General features: G+C 27.0%; 14 protein-coding genes and 1 tRNA gene. 9 read left to right on the plus strand and 6 right to left on the minus strand.

The annotated features are described in order from the left end of the window. Positions 1-144: 144 nt before the first annotated feature. Positions 145-1,374, minus strand: coding sequence for an IS110 family RNA-guided transposase (locus tag APAC_RS03125; protein ID WP_130232727.1), 1,230 nt, complete (start codon positions 1,372-1,374; stop codon positions 145-147). Positions 1,375-1,697: 323 nt separating this feature from the next. Between APAC_RS03125 and APAC_RS03130 the strand changes: the two genes are divergently transcribed. From APAC_RS03130 to APAC_RS03140, 3 genes are read left to right on the plus strand one after another with little or no spacing between them, the layout of a single operon-like run. Continuing rightward, positions 1,698-2,678: a phospholipase A gene (locus APAC_RS03130; protein WP_130232728.1), complete on the plus strand. Its 981-nt coding sequence runs from the start codon at positions 1,698-1,700 to the stop codon at positions 2,676-2,678. A gap of 59 nt (positions 2,679-2,737) precedes the next feature. Then, positions 2,738-3,019 carry a hypothetical protein gene (locus APAC_RS03135; RefSeq protein WP_130232729.1) on the plus strand — a complete coding sequence of 94 codons (282 nt, stop codon included), beginning with the start codon at positions 2,738-2,740 and terminating at the stop codon, positions 3,017-3,019. A 9-nt stretch (positions 3,020-3,028) separates the two neighbouring features. Beyond that, complete coding sequence (locus APAC_RS03140) at positions 3,029-3,424, plus strand: hypothetical protein (protein ID WP_130232730.1); 396 nt, start codon at positions 3,029-3,031, stop codon at positions 3,422-3,424. Between the two features lie 6 nt (positions 3,425-3,430). Here the strand turns inward: APAC_RS03140 and APAC_RS03145 are convergent, their stop codons facing one another. The 3 genes from APAC_RS03145 to APAC_RS03155 form a co-directional block, all read right to left on the minus strand. Continuing rightward, positions 3,431-5,371 carry a mechanosensitive ion channel family protein gene (locus APAC_RS03145; RefSeq protein ID WP_130232731.1) on the minus strand — a complete coding sequence of 647 codons (1,941 nt, stop codon included), beginning with the start codon at positions 5,369-5,371 and terminating at the stop codon, positions 3,431-3,433. Between the two features lie 76 nt (positions 5,372-5,447). Next, positions 5,448-5,531: transfer RNA gene (locus APAC_RS03150), tRNA-Leu, on the minus strand. Positions 5,532-5,621: 90 nt separating this feature from the next. Continuing rightward, a complete protein-coding gene (locus APAC_RS03155; RefSeq protein WP_130232732.1) occupies positions 5,622-5,927 on the minus strand; it encodes a F0F1 ATP synthase subunit C in 306 nt (101 codons plus the stop codon). Positions 5,928-6,103: 176 nt separating this feature from the next. Between APAC_RS03155 and APAC_RS03160 the strand changes: the two genes are divergently transcribed. After that, a complete protein-coding gene (locus tag APAC_RS03160) occupies positions 6,104-8,185 on the plus strand; it encodes a hypothetical protein (protein ID WP_130232733.1) in 2,082 nt (693 codons plus the stop codon). 20 nt (positions 8,186-8,205) lie between these two features. Here APAC_RS03160 and APAC_RS03165 read toward each other — a convergent pair whose 3' ends face one another. Both APAC_RS03165 and APAC_RS03170 read right to left on the minus strand, forming a co-directional pair. Then, entirely contained in the window at positions 8,206-8,631 is a 426-nt protein-coding gene (locus APAC_RS03165) for a rhodanese-like domain-containing protein (RefSeq protein WP_130232734.1), read from the minus strand. Next, entirely contained in the window at positions 8,621-8,893 is a 273-nt protein-coding gene (locus tag APAC_RS03170) for a hypothetical protein (protein ID WP_130232735.1), read from the minus strand. Before APAC_RS03170 ends, APAC_RS03165 begins: the two co-directional genes overlap by 11 nt. 145 nt (positions 8,894-9,038) lie before the next feature. Between APAC_RS03170 and APAC_RS03175 the strand changes: the two genes are divergently transcribed. The 5 genes from APAC_RS03175 to APAC_RS03195 are packed head-to-tail and all read left to right on the plus strand — an operon-like array spanning position 9,039 to position 14,742. Beyond that, a complete protein-coding gene (locus tag APAC_RS03175) occupies positions 9,039-10,391 on the plus strand; it encodes an imelysin family protein (protein ID WP_130232736.1) in 1,353 nt (450 codons plus the stop codon). Beyond that, positions 10,369-11,763, plus strand: a complete 1,395-nt coding sequence (locus APAC_RS03180; RefSeq protein WP_130232737.1) for a di-heme oxidoredictase family protein — start codon at positions 10,369-10,371, stop codon at positions 11,761-11,763. The genes APAC_RS03175 and APAC_RS03180 overlap by 23 nt, the downstream gene beginning before the upstream one ends. After that, positions 11,763-12,707, plus strand: coding sequence for an imelysin family protein (locus APAC_RS03185; protein ID WP_130232738.1), 945 nt, complete (start codon positions 11,763-11,765; stop codon positions 12,705-12,707). Before APAC_RS03180 ends, APAC_RS03185 begins: the two co-directional genes overlap by 1 nt. A 2-nt stretch (positions 12,708-12,709) precedes the next feature. Further along, positions 12,710-13,624, plus strand: a complete 915-nt coding sequence (locus APAC_RS03190; protein ID WP_130232739.1) for a sterol desaturase family protein — start codon at positions 12,710-12,712, stop codon at positions 13,622-13,624. Next, a complete protein-coding gene (locus tag APAC_RS03195; RefSeq protein WP_130232740.1) occupies positions 13,621-14,742 on the plus strand; it encodes a cytochrome-c peroxidase in 1,122 nt (373 codons plus the stop codon). The genes APAC_RS03190 and APAC_RS03195 overlap by 4 nt, the downstream gene beginning before the upstream one ends. Positions 14,743-14,762 lie beyond the last annotated feature (20 nt).

The raw sequence follows: 14,762 nt of genomic DNA on the forward strand, positions 1-14,762 counted from the left end.
TTTTTGCAATTATCTAGAATTTTGCAGAAGTATTTCCATAATCAAACAAATATGTTTGGTTAACAATTTAGTATGAAGATAGCTTTATTGTATTGCTATCATAATGATTTAAGTACTAACTTGTGATCTTTTACAATTTACTGTTTATGACTTTGCAAATACACGAGCAGGATCATAAGGTGTGTTATACTTAAATATAGAGTAGATAATTGTTGCAAGTTTCCTTGAAACAGCGATTAGTCCCTCTTGTTTAGATTTGCCTTGTGACCTTTTGGTATCATAGTATTGCTTGAGTTCTTTGTTGTGTATCATACAACTAACACTTGCTAAATATAATGCATGCTTAGCTAAAGAAGAACCTCTTTTAGAAAGCTTTCCAGTTGATTTAGAATTACCAGAACTATTTTCTGTAGGAAATAATCCTAAATAACCAATAAATTTAGTAGGTTTAGAGAATCTTGATAAGTCACCACATTCACTAATAATTGCAGCAATAGTTTTAGAAGAAACTCCAGGAATTGTTTTTAAGTTCTCAATTAAAGAGTTAGTTGGAACATCTTCTTCTTTACTAATACCTTGTTTGTCTAAAAGAGCTAGTATCTCATCTTCTAAGATGGATAACTCTTCTTGGTACATTTTAAGTAATCTAATAGAGCTTTTAATTGCAATAGCTCTTGCATCTTTGGCTTTACCAGAATATATTGAAGATTTAGCTAGTTCTAAAACCTTTAAAGCTTTTTCATTATTAAAATTATTACCTTGAATATGACGAAATATCTTCATAATTCTGTCAACACTACTGTGTTTATAGTGGTGAGATGTTGGATACTTATCTAAAAGAGCTAAACCACAGATACTAAAAATATCTAAAAAGTTTTCAAGCTCTGGAAAGGTAACAGTTACTTGAGTTAAAATTCTCTTTTTAACCTCTTTCATATCAGATTGAATAGAAGCTCTATTTCTATAAAGAGTTCGTAAAGATTGATATTCATCATCTGTAACATAACCTGAACTAAACTTGCCATCTTTTAAAAATAAAGCTATGATCCAAGAATCTATATTATCATTTTTAACTTTTTTCATTGTGTGTTGTTCTCTATATCTTGTTGTCTGAAATGGATTTAATAGTTTAACATTAAACCCATGAGAGTTTAAAAATTCCCAAAGGTTTTCACCATAGATTCCAGTTGCTTCAAGACCAATAATAAAATCATTTGTATTTAATGATAGTTTTTCAAGTTTAGTAATAAACTTTTTAAATCCATTAATACAGTTTGTGATCCTTAAGGGCTTTGTAGTAACTTTTACTTCATCTTCATCAATGATAGTAACAACATGAAAGTTTTTAGCAATATCAATTCCAACATAATACATAATTTATACCTCGCTTATAATAATCTTTAGTTGCCTAGCCTAAGCTAGATTCACAGCCTCGTTAATCTATATGTAGTAGATGCTATACAGCTATCTCTACAGCTTTTAATAAATGATTAACAACTAAAGATATCAACAGGCTTAAATATTGTAGTTTGTTAGATAAATCTTCCATTGCTACAAGGAGAAAAATGTTGTTATATCTAAAGTCATAGACTGTAAAAAGTAAAAGATTTGAAGTTAGTACTTCAATCTTAGAAGAATATATTTTTTAGCTAAAAATCTAAGTTATATATTCTTAATTTATTATACGAGGAGTTTAAATGAAAAAGTTTTCTATTTTACTATTTATTGTTTTTTCACTTAATGCACAAGAGTTTGATAAACTTTATAAAGAAGCTGAAAAATTAGAACTTCAAGGAAAATATAAAGAAGCAAATAAAATTTACAAAGAGATTATAAAAAAAGAGAAAACTATAAATAGTATTTATATAGATGAAGATAAAAAAAGTGAAATAACAGCTATGAAAGATACAATAGATGAGGTAGATGATAAAGAAACAAATGAAACTATCGCTCAAATTATAGCTTCAAAATTTGATATTTATCCCCACCATGAAAACTATTTTTTCCCAATTTCTTATGATACAAATAAAAGATCAGATGGTAGAGATAGTTTAGAAACTAAATTTCAATTAAGTATTAAAAAGCCAATAATCCATGATTTTTTTGGTTTTGATGAAACTATAAATTTTGGTTACACTCAAACTTCATGGTGGCAATTATATAAAGATTCTTCTCCTTTTAGGGAAACAAATTATAAGCCAGAAATATTTGTAACAATACCTTATGGGAAGAAAGATAAGACATCATTAAAAGCATTTACTTTTGGTTTTTTACATGAATCAAATGGACAAGCAGAACCAAAGTCTAGGTCATGGAATAGAATATATTTAGAGAGTTATTTCCAAGTTGGAAATCTATTTGCAGTTCCAAGAGTATGGTATAGAATACCAGAAGAGGAAAAAGATGATGATAATCCAGATATTGAAGATTATATGGGTTATGGAGATTTTACTTTAATTTATCCCTATAAAAAACATACTTTTAAAGCTTTGTTTAGAAATAATCTAAAATTTGATGAAGATAATAAAGGTTTTGTTCAATTTGATTGGACATTTCCATTTTTCAATTCAAAAAATACATTTGGCTATCTTCAATTATCAAGTGGATATGGGGATAGTTTAATTGATTATGATAAAGAGATAAATAGAATAAATTTTGGTATCTCTCTTTCTAGATAAAAATTATAATATTTCGTTAATTCTCTAATGTTATAATTAAATAAAAAATAGGTTAGCAAATGGGAATAAAAGATAAAATAAAAGATAAATCAAGTAAATTATTAGATTATCCTAAAGTAAAAAGCGAACAGCTAAAGGATATGATTGATGCAAAAATTAGAGAAAAAGCAGTATTAGCAACAAAAGCTAGACTTGCAGAAAATCATAAGACTTTTGATGATTATAGTGATGAGCAATTAGAAGTAATTATTGCTGATGAAGAGAGAAAAATTATTGATGACTTAAAAACAAAATCCCTTGTTGTAGCTCTTGCTGCACTTGGAATAAATATGTTTGTTTAGGATTATAAAATGTTTAAACAAGTAAAATCTGCACTTTTTTGGTACTACTTATTTAAATTTAGAAGAAGAGTTATTTTAATAGTATTACTTTTAATTGTTGCTCTTTTTGCAAATGCAATTTATTCTGATGTAGTTCAGTATTTGACATTGAAAGAAAAACTTGAATTTTTAGAAGCAGTACTTATTGCAAAATGGATAATTATAATTTTTAATATAGTTTTTTCAATCTATTTAATTCTTACAATGTTTAAAAAAGAAGAAGATAAAGTTGTAAAAAAAGTGCAAAAAGAAGATAAAAAAATAAAAACTGAAATTAAAAAAACTGATAAGTTTTCAAATAGAGAAAAAGAGTTTCTAAATAAAAAAAAGTTAAGAACTAAAGCTGATATCTTATTAGAAAAGTAAAGAGATTTAAATCTCTTTACTTATTTTCTGTTCTTGCATACTTGCAATTTCAAGTGGATTTTTGATTGCAATTGCTTGTGTTGGATAAGCAAATTCACAATTATTTTTTTCTACTAATTGAGCTATTTTTATTAGTACATCCTCTTTTGTTATCAACCACTCTTCCCATGCTGGACTTTTTGAGAAACAATAAATTAAGATATTGATTGATGAACCTGCAAACTCATCAATATATACTAATAAAGTATTTTTAATACCTTTTAAGTCCTCTTTTTTTGCAACCTCAAAAGCTTTTGTCCTAGTGATATGTGTATTAAAATCAGTTGCTATATCAGGATGATTTTTTAACATATCTAATATATCTTCTTTTAAATTTTTAATATCACTCATTTTACTTTCATAAGTAATACCAAGACTCATTTTTATTCTTCTTCCAACTACTCTTTTTGACCAGTTCATAATATGAGAGTTTGCAAGTTGAGAATTTGGAATAGTAATCATAGCATTATCAAAAGTTCTAATTCTTGTAGTTCTCATTCTAATATCAACAACAGTTCCTTCTATATCTGGAGTTTTTATCCAATCGCCTTGAGAAAAAGAGTTATCTGTCATAATATTTAAAGACCCAAAGAAGTTCGCAAGTGTATCTTTAGATGCAAGTGCAACAGCAATACCACCAACTCCAAGAGAAGCTGCTATTGCTTTAATATCAATTCCAAGTTGAGAAAGTAAGAAGAGTAATACAAGCATAATAAGTATGATTTTTACAATTCTTAGTAAAAATACAATCATCTCTTTTCTAACATTTGGATATTTTTCTAATAATGTGTGTGCATAGATATTTATACTATTATTGATTATTGCATAGATGGCCCATGTTAAAATTGCTATGTATACTGTGTTAATCCATGGTAATAATGTATTAATAAGCTCTTCATCTTTTACTAAAATAAATACAGATATATGAATAGATAGAGTATAAAGTGCGTACTTTAAAGGTGAGTCAATAGACATTCTTAAGTATTGTCTTATACTTTCACTATCTTCATCCTTTACTTTTACAAAAACTCTTGATATAAAGTTTGCTAAAAGTGAAATTATATATTTATTTAAAAATCTAAAGAACACTATGATAAATAAAACTACAACAATTTCACCAATTGAAAATTTTAAATAATAAGAAGTTAGTTTAGATACAAAAGATACTCCTTTTACTGAATCAATTTTATCAACTAAATATTGTAAATTAAATTCATCAATAATAAAATTAGTTGGTCTGTAAACTGACATATTTTCTAAAAGATAAGTTAATACAAATTGTTGAGTATTTGTCTGATTATATGCATCAATATAATTTTCTACAAATTGGTTTGATATTCTATTATCAACTTTTTTTTCTGATTCATATAGTACTTTGTATTCCTCAAAGTTTACTTGTGAAAGAGAATCTAAATTTTTATTTAATAAGTCAATAAAATATTTTTTATCTTTATACTCTTGTTTTGCAATTATTATTGATTTTAGAGTGTTTTCGTAGTTTAGTTTTTCTTTTATGTAAATTAATTTTAACTCATCTCTTTTTACAGCAAGAGTATTATTTAGTTTTTTATTTATATTTATTCTATTTGTTAAAAAGTTGATATCTTCATTGTATTTTTTTGTGTTATTATATATCTCTAAATACTTTTCACTGTTAATATTTTGTACAACTTCATCTAATAATTTATTTTGTTGTTCAAGTTGTTTATCAATATCATCACTTGCAGATACTTCTAATGTTTGATTTGCTTCAGTAGTTTCATTAGAAGGTGTTTCTTCTTGTGTAGAAGTTATAGTCTGTTCATCTTTTTTTATAAGTTTAACTGGCTCTAATTCTGTATTTTGAGCAACTAGTAATATTGGGAAAATAATAGATAATAAAAATAGGTAATATTTTTGATTTAACATATGGCTCCTTTTAAAATTGTGATTTTACCAAAAAAGAAGAAATAGAAAGTTAATGGAAAATTTAATATTAATTTTATGGTGCGGATAACTGGACTTGAACCAGCACGGGTTGCCCCACAAGCCCCTCAAGCCTGCGTGTCTACCATTCCACCATATCCGCTTAATAAGAAGTTTTTGAAGTTTAACTAAAAAAAGGCCAAGAGCAAGAACTCTTGACCTTTTAAGTTATCAGTTCTGTAGTAAGTACTGATTACCCTAAGAATGGGTTTGCATATAAAGCGATCATTGCGATAACTAATGCATAAATAACTTGAGCTTCGATCATCGCTAATGCAATGAACATAGTAGTCATTAATTTTCCACCTAAACCTGGGTTTCTAGCAGTACCAGCGATTGTTGCAGCAGCAGTGTTACCCATACCGATAGCACCACCAAGTGCAGCTAAACCTAAACCAATACCTGCAGCTACTACAGAGTATGCTTGAATCATAGACTCACCTTCAGCAGCGAAAGCGAAACCAGCAAATGCTAGCATTAAAAGAACGATTTTTTTCATTCTGAAATCCTTATAAAAATTTGTATTACAAAGTCTGTTCGGCTTGCGTATCCCTACTTATCACTTTGTTGGGCAAAATTATATTCAAATTAAAATAAAATAAAGCTAAAATGATTTATTTAGATATTATTATAAAATTTGTTATAATAATTATGATTATTAAAGAAAGGTATTTTATGAAAAAACTATTTTTTGGATTAACTTTATTTATTATAGCCACTATAGGTACTATTTATGGTGTATTATTTACAAAAACTGGTAATGATTTTATTGCCTCATATATAGAGAATAAAGTAAATACAGAACAAAGTGATGTAAAATTAAAGGTAAATAAATTTGAATTGACTTTTAACACTATTACTTTTAATGCAACAATTGATGATAATTCTAATATAGATGTCATTGGAGATTTACAATTATTTAAAAAAGTTGTTGATTTAAAATATAATATTAAAATCAAAGAGCTTTCTAACTTGGAAAACTTAATAAATCAAAAGTTAAATGGACCTTTTAACACTTCAGGTATTTTCAAAGGTAATGAAAGAGCGGCACTAATTGAAGGTATAAGTGATATTGCATCTAGTGAAACTACTTATAAAATAAATCTTATTAATTTTGAACCATCAGATATTAATTTTTTAGTAAAAAATGCAAAAATTACTGATTTATTAAACTTAGTAAATCAACCTAATTATGCATCAGGTAATATTGATATTAAAGGTGATATCAAAAATGCAAGAGCAAATCACTTAGATGGGACAATCATAACTAACATAAATAATGGTAAGTTGATAAACGATGTAATTAATAAAGAGTTAAATCAAAATATTGCTTCAAGAATAGGTTTTAAAAGTGATATTAACGCAAAACTTATTGGAGATAAAATTGAGTTAAAGTCTGATTTGATTACTTCATTAGCAGATGTATTTGCTTCTAAAAGTATTATAAATCTTAACACAAATAAAATCACAAGTGATTATAAAATTGATGTAAAAAACTTATCAAAGCTTCAAGGTGTAATTGGTACTAAACTAAATGGTAAATTTATTTTAGATGGTAATTTAGTTTTTGAAAATGGTAATTTAAAAATTGATGGTAAATCAAATATCTTTGAAAGTAATACCTCTTATGATTTTAAACTTTTAAATTCAAGTCTACAAGATGTGAATTTTAAAATAGAAAATGCAAAAATAGATAAACTTTTACATATGTTAAATAAACCTATATATGCTGTTGGTGATTTAAAAGTTCAAGGTAATATTCCAAATGCAAATTTAAATACATTAGATGGAAAAATAAATACTACTATAGAAAATGGAAAACTTATTAATGAAGTTATAAACACTGTATTTAAACAAAACTTTAAAAAGAATGTCTCTTTTAGTGGGGATTTAGATACAAAACTTTCATCAAATAAAGCATTAACAAAAGCTAAGATTGACACTTCAATTGCTAATTTAACTGCAAATGAATTAGTTTTTAACTTTAAAGATTCATCTTTAATTAGTGATTATCTTTTAAGTGTACCAAGTTTAGAAAAACTAAAAGATTTTACAGGAGCAAAACTACGTGGGTCTTTAGATATATCAGGTGATTTAAGTAAAAAATCAGGAGCTTTAGTTGTAAATGGAAACTCAGATGTTATTGGTGGAAAGTTAAACTTTAATTTAAAAAATGATGATTTAAAAGCAACATTAAAAGATGCCCAAATCAAACAATTAACACATATGCTTTACTATCCAGAAGTTTTTAACTCAAAAACAGATTTAAACTTAGATTATAATTTATTATTAAATAAAGGTAAATTATCAGGAAATCTTTTAAATGGTCACTTCTTACCAAATGATTTTTCTGCTTTAGTTAATCAATTAGCAAAATTTGATCTTACAAGAGAAGTATATGAAACAGTTAAAATTAATAGTGATATAAATAATATGGTTTTATCTAGTGTTATAAATATGAAAAGTGCAAATACAACAATAGATGTTACAAACTCAGTTTTAGATTTAAATAAAGATACAATAGATGCTACTGTAAAAGGGAAAATAAAAACAACAGATTTTGGAGTTAATATAAAAGGAAGTATTTCAAAACCTAAAATATCTCTTGATACAAAAGGCTTAATAGAAAATCAAATTAATAAACAATTAGATAAAAATCAAGATAAAATAAAAGAAAAGCTAGACAAGGTTTTAAAAGGTAAACTTGGAGAAGAGGGCTCTGAGAAATTATTAAATAATATCAAATCTCTTTTTTAATAAATAAAGCTAAATTAGCTTTATTTTTTTGTAGTTGTTAAAGATACAGAATTCCAACTTGTCATTCCACCTCTGTACCAAAGCATCTTTTCTTTTGGATAGCCTAGTTTTATTAAATAGTTCATACTTTTAGAAGATATTGGACACCAAACTCCATTGCAAAAAAATACTACAGTTTTTGCATTTGTAAAATCAAATTGATTTTTTCCTATAACCTTTACACCTAAATTCTCATAGGCTTTATTAAAATCTTCTATAAAATCTTCATCATAAGCTAAATCTTCAAAGGGAACACTAAGAGCACTTGGAATAGTCTGTTTTTTAAACCAAATAGCTTTTCTACTATCTATTAAGGCATATTTATTTGGATCTTTTTGTGCTTTATTATATATAAAATCAAGTACTTCAATTTCACCTATAGTTTTTATCTTCTCATCAAATATCATTGGTTGAATAACACCATGTAATTATAAACTCTCTTTTACATCTATTTGATATATTGTTTCTTATATTTTGTTCATCAAAGTTTTCAGGATTTACAGGCATTTTTAAACAATCCTTATGAACTTCTCTTTGAATTGTATACTCTTTTTTTGAACCATCAAGAAAAGTATGAGTAACTTTTACTCCACTGTATTGCAAAGCTATTGGATTAATATTTGCATATAAATAGTATGAAAATATAAATATTAAACTAAAAAATTTCATTTTTTTCCTTTTTTTAAATAATACCATAAAAAACAAAATAAAATTTATTATGATAATTGTTATCATAATTAAGAAAAGATAAAGTTTATTTTCGGTTTAATTTCATTAATGATAATTGATATTAAAATTAAAAAGGAAACAATTTATGTTAAACAACGTTAAAAAAGCTTTACTTTCTGTTTCAGTAGTTACTGCCATAGCACTAACAGGATGTACAGCTTCAGATAATCAAACAGCCAAAACAGAGATTTCTTCTTCTCAATCAGTATTAAACTCTTATGCAAATATTGCATTAGCAAACTATACTGATACATTAAATGATGCAAAAGCACTAAAAAATGCAATTGATAATTTTGCATCAAACCCAACACAAGCTACATTTAATGAAGCAAAAAAAGCTTGGTTGATTTCAAGAGAATCTTATGGTCAAACAGAAGCATTTAGACTTTCAAATGGACCAATTGATGCGGAAGAAGGATGGGTTGCAGATTCATATGGAGCACTAGAAGGACAATTAAATGCGTGGCCACTAGATGAAAATATGATTGATTATACAATTGATGCAGATGGTAAAAGAACTAGCGGTAATATTATCGATACAGTAGGTAAATTTAATCCAGGTGGTGAGGATTCAACTGTTGTTGATGTAACAAAAATTACAGTTGATGCTATTACTGCATTAAATGAAAATGGTGGAGAAGCAAATGTAGCTACAGGATATCATGCCATTGAATTTTTATTATGGGGACAAGATCAAGATTATTCTAACTTCTTAAAAGATGGAATTACAAGTGGACCTTTAACAGCTGGAAATAGATTATTATCTGATTTTACAAGTGACAAAGATGCTCCTAGAAGATTAGCTTATTTACAAGCAGCTGCAAATAAAATTGTTGCAGACTTAGAGGTTATCAAAGGTGCTTGGGATAAAGATATAAATGGTACAAATGGATTATATAGAGCAGCATTTTTAGGAAACTTAACTGGTGATGAAGCAGCTAAAAATATTGATTCAAAAGAAGCATTAAAACAAGTAATTGCAGGACTTGGGGTATTTATTAAATCAGAACTTGCTAATGAAAGAATTGCAGTTGCTGTGTTAACTCCATCAGAAGAAGATGAACACTCTTGCTTCTCAGATAATACACATAGAGATATTTTAACTAATTATTTAGGATTTAAAAACTTATTAACTTCTACATATAATGGTAAAAAATATGGAGTAGCTTTACTTGATGCAGTTGATGCAGATTCAAAAGCTAGAATTACAAAATTAATGTCTTCAATTGAAGCAAAGATAAACTCAATTGATGAAATTGCTAAAACAAAAGAACATTTTGATTATCAAATTAAACCAACAAGTTCTCAAGCAAAAGTGATTGTAAAACTTAAAAATGAAATGAGAAAACTTGGTGATGAGATGGTTACAGTTGCAAAAGCAAATGGGATTAGTCTAACAACTGAAGATGTAACGGATGCTGAAGAAACACAACTTTAATTTAATTAAATCTGTCAAAAATCTCCTAATATCAAAAAGCCTTGTAGTCTTTGTAGCTACAGGGCTTTTTGCCGTTAATTCTCAAGGCGAATATTTATCAAGTGATAAAAATAAGTCACTATTACTAAAGCCTTATAAAAAAATGACAGATGAAGAGTATGACATATTTATGTTAGGAAAGAGTTTTTTTAGAATCCCATGGGTTGAGTCTCCTAGTGCAACAACTGCTAGAGATGGATTAGGACCACTATTTGATGCAAATACATGTGTTAGTTGTCATCCTGGAAATGGTAGAGGAACTTTATACTCAAAAAAAGGAAATGCTTCAAGAAGTTTAGTTGCTAGGGCTTCAATAGATTCAAATGGTAGTGAGTTACATAAGAAACTTTTGATAAATAAAGGTTTTGTTCCTGAACCTGTTTATGGTTCTCAAATATCTATTAATGGTATACATGGAGTTTTATTTGAAGGAAGAGTAGATATAAAATTTAAAGAAGTAGAAGTTGTTTTTCCTGATGGAGAGATTGATACTTTATTAAAGCCTTTATACACTTTGAAAGATTTAAATTATGGAGAATTACATAAAGATTCAAATATCTCTTATAGAATCGCAAATAGTTTAAATGGAATGGGATTAATATCACTAATTAGTGATGAAGATATCTTAAAAAATGAAGATGTAGAAGATAAAAATAATGATGGAATTAGTGGAAAAGCAAACTGGGTTAAATCTAAGATAAATGGTCAAAAAGAGTTGGGAAGATTTACTTGGAAAGCAAGTGTTTCTAGCTTAAAAGAGCAGGTTGCAAATGCAGCTAATAATGATATGGGATTGACAACAACATTAAATCCCCATGAAAATTGTACAAGTTTTCAAAAAGAGTGTTTAGAAGCTCCAAAGTCAAAAGATAATATTGATATTCCAGATTTTAGATTAGATGCTATAACTTATTATTTAAAGAGTTTAAAAACATATAGTGCAAAAGAGACAAAACAGTACAAATTAGGCTTAAAAATTTTTGAAAAAGTAGGTTGCGTAAAGTGTCACATAAGTAGTTTTAATACTATAAATGGACAAGAAATTAAACCCTTTTCAGATTTTTTATTACATGATATGGGTGAAGAGTTATCAGATGGTAGAGTTGAATTTGAAGCCTCTAAAAGTGAGTTTAGAACAGCACCTTTATGGGGATTAGCCCTTCATGAAAAAATAAATAAAACAAAACCACGATTATTACATGATGGAAGAGCTAGAGATTTCCAAGAAGCTATTTTATGGCATGGTGGTGAGGCAAGAGATGCTAAAGTAAACTATATGAATTTAGCAAAAAATGAAAGAAAAATTTTAATTGAATTTTTAAAAGGATTATAATGAAAAAAATATTTGTGTTTATGTTTTTAAATTTAGGAATATTATTTGCTCAAGATAGAGCTTTTACTTCTATTTTAAAAAATGTTTCAATAGTTGATGTTAATGAAGCTATAAAAAATGCTCAAAATTTAGAAAAGAGTTTCTCAAAAGATGATTTTACAAAGTTTGTACAATCATGGAAAGAAGTAGAGACAATGTATTTTGGTGGGGATATTGATGAAAATTATATTGATACTCCAAGATATATTGATGTATTTCACAATTTAAAAGAGGATTTATCTGCACAAATGCAAAGGGTAATTGAATCAAAAGATGAGCCAAATATTGCACTGTTTAAAAACTCTTTTAAAACAATAAATGCTTTAGAGTATATTCTTTATAATGACAAAGAGATAACACAAAGAGAAAAAGAGTTAGCAAAAGCTGTGATTGCTAATATAATCTCTCACTTAAATGATATAAAAGAAGTCTATACAAACTATTTAAATGGTCAGCAAAAAGAAGAAGCTTGGGAGAATGCTGTTGTATTAAATACTTTAATTGCTTCAACTTATAAACTTAAAGAGTGGAGAATTGGTGACCCAGCTGGATTTACTGCTAAATATAAAAATGATTTAGATAACACTAGAGGTGAATATTTTTTAAGTCAAAACTCATTTAATGCAATTAAAGCAATTGTAAATGCACATGAAGAAGTAGTAGGAAATAAATCTTATTATAATTTTGCTTCTATGGCAAAACACAGTGATGCAAAAAATGAAATCAAAGAGGTTCATGTAGCTATAGAAGAGATTAAAATTGCTTTATCTAAAATCAAAAAAGATGATTTTAAAAATGCTCAAGAGTTATATAAAGCAGTTAGTAATTTACATAATGCATATTATTTATCATTAACAACTCAACTCTCTGTTACTGCAAAAATCTTAGATGCAGATGGTGATTAATATTGAATGAATTTTATGCTTTAGAGTATTTTATAAATCCAGGAAAGAGACTTTACTGGATTTATATTATTAGTTCAGTGTTATTAGCAATAATATATTTTTACTATACAAAAAAGAGTAATAGATTAATAACTTCTTCAAAACTTTGGCTACATCCTAGTGCAAAGTTAGATTATTATTACTTTTTTGTATCTTATTTTATAAATATATTATTGTTAATACCACTAATTGTAAGTGCTAAAACAGTTGCTTTGAGTGTAAATAAGTTTTTATTTTTACAATTTGATTATTTTGAAAATACACTATTTTCATATAGTCAAATTGTAGTGATGTATACAATAGCATTATTTATCGTAAGTGATTTTACAAGATATTGGCTTCATAGATTTTTACATACTATACCAGTACTTTGGGAATTTCATAAGGTACATCACAGTGCAAAAGTATTAACACCATTTACATTTTATAGAGTTCATCCTGTTGAAAATTTACTTTTTGGTATACGTTATAGTTTAAGTATTGGATTAGTAACAGGAGTATTCATTTACTTTTTTGGTGCAATGATAAATATAAAAATGGTTTTAGGGGTTAATATAATTTTATTTATATTTTCAATTTTTGGTTCAAATTTGAGACATTCTCATGTACCTTTTTCTTATGGTAGGATATTAGAAAAAGTATTTATGTCTCCAAAGCAACATCAAGTTCATCATAGTAAAAAACATTTTAATAAAAATTATGGTGGATACCTCTCACTTTGGGATAATATTTTTGGTAGTTTAAAATTATCCCATGAAGTTAAGGTTTTAAAATTTGGATTAAGAGCTGAGCAGATGAGTGATTATAATTCTATTTCAAAAGTTCTAATTAAACCATTTTTAAATTTGCCACAAGTATTTAGTAGGAGAAAAAAATGAAATATTTTTTAGTTTTAGGTATTTTTAATATCTTTTGTTTTGCTGCAACTAGTAATCAAGCAGTAAAAGAGAACTTAGGTCAAGCACTATTTTTAGATGCAAACCTATCAAAAAATAGAACAATGTCTTGTGCAACTTGTCATAATCCAAGTGCAGGTTTTGTAGATGATAGAGATAATGGTGTTGCTAAAATGGCATCTTTAGGTGATGATGGAAAATCTCTAGGAGATAGAAATGCTCCAATTGCTGCTTATGCAAAGTTCTCTCCAAAATTTCATTTTGATGAAAAAAATAAAGTTTATAAAGGTGGTCAATTTTGGGATGGGCGAGCTAATACTTTAGAAGAACAAGCAGGAGGACCACCTCTTAATCCTATTGAGATGGGAATGGCTTCTAAAGAAGAAGTTGTTGAAAGATTAAAAGAGAATAGTTATTATGTGAGTACTTTTAAAGAGTTATATGGAGATAATATTTTTGAAGATTTAAATAAAGCTTATAATGCTATGACTGAGGTTATTGCAACTTTTGAAAGAACAGAACAATTTTCACCTTTTGACTCAAAATATGATAAGTTTTTAAGAGGGGAATATGATTTAACTGTTTTAGAAGACTTAGGTAGAACAATATTCTTCTCAAACAATAATAACTCTTGTATAAATTGCCATGTATTAAAAGTTGAAGACGCTCCTATGGAAACATTTACTAACTATGAATATCATAATATTGGGGTTCCTATAAATGAAGCTTTAAGATCAAAAAATGGTGTAAAAGAGATAGATAAAGGTTTACTAGCAAATCCTTTAGTAAATGATGAAGCACAAAAAGGTAAGTATAAAGTTCCCACACTTAGAAATATAGCAGTAACTGCACCTTATATGCATAATGGAGTATTTAAAGATTTAAAAACAGTAGTTGAGTTTTATGATAAATATAACAATAAAGATAGAACTATAAACCCTGAGACAGGTAAACCTTGGAGAGAGCCTGAAGTTAAAGAGACAATATCCCTTGATGATTTAAAAGCAAAAAAGTTAACTGATAGAAAAGTTGAAGCATTAGTTGCTTTTATGAAACTTTTAACTGATGAGAAGTATGAACATCTTTTAGAAAATAAATAGTAAAAAATAGTTACAATAGT

Origin of the sequence: Malaciobacter pacificus, assembly GCF_004214795.1 — a bacterium.
In the GTDB taxonomy this organism is placed as follows: domain Bacteria; phylum Campylobacterota; class Campylobacteria; order Campylobacterales; family Arcobacteraceae; genus Malaciobacter_A; species Malaciobacter_A pacificus.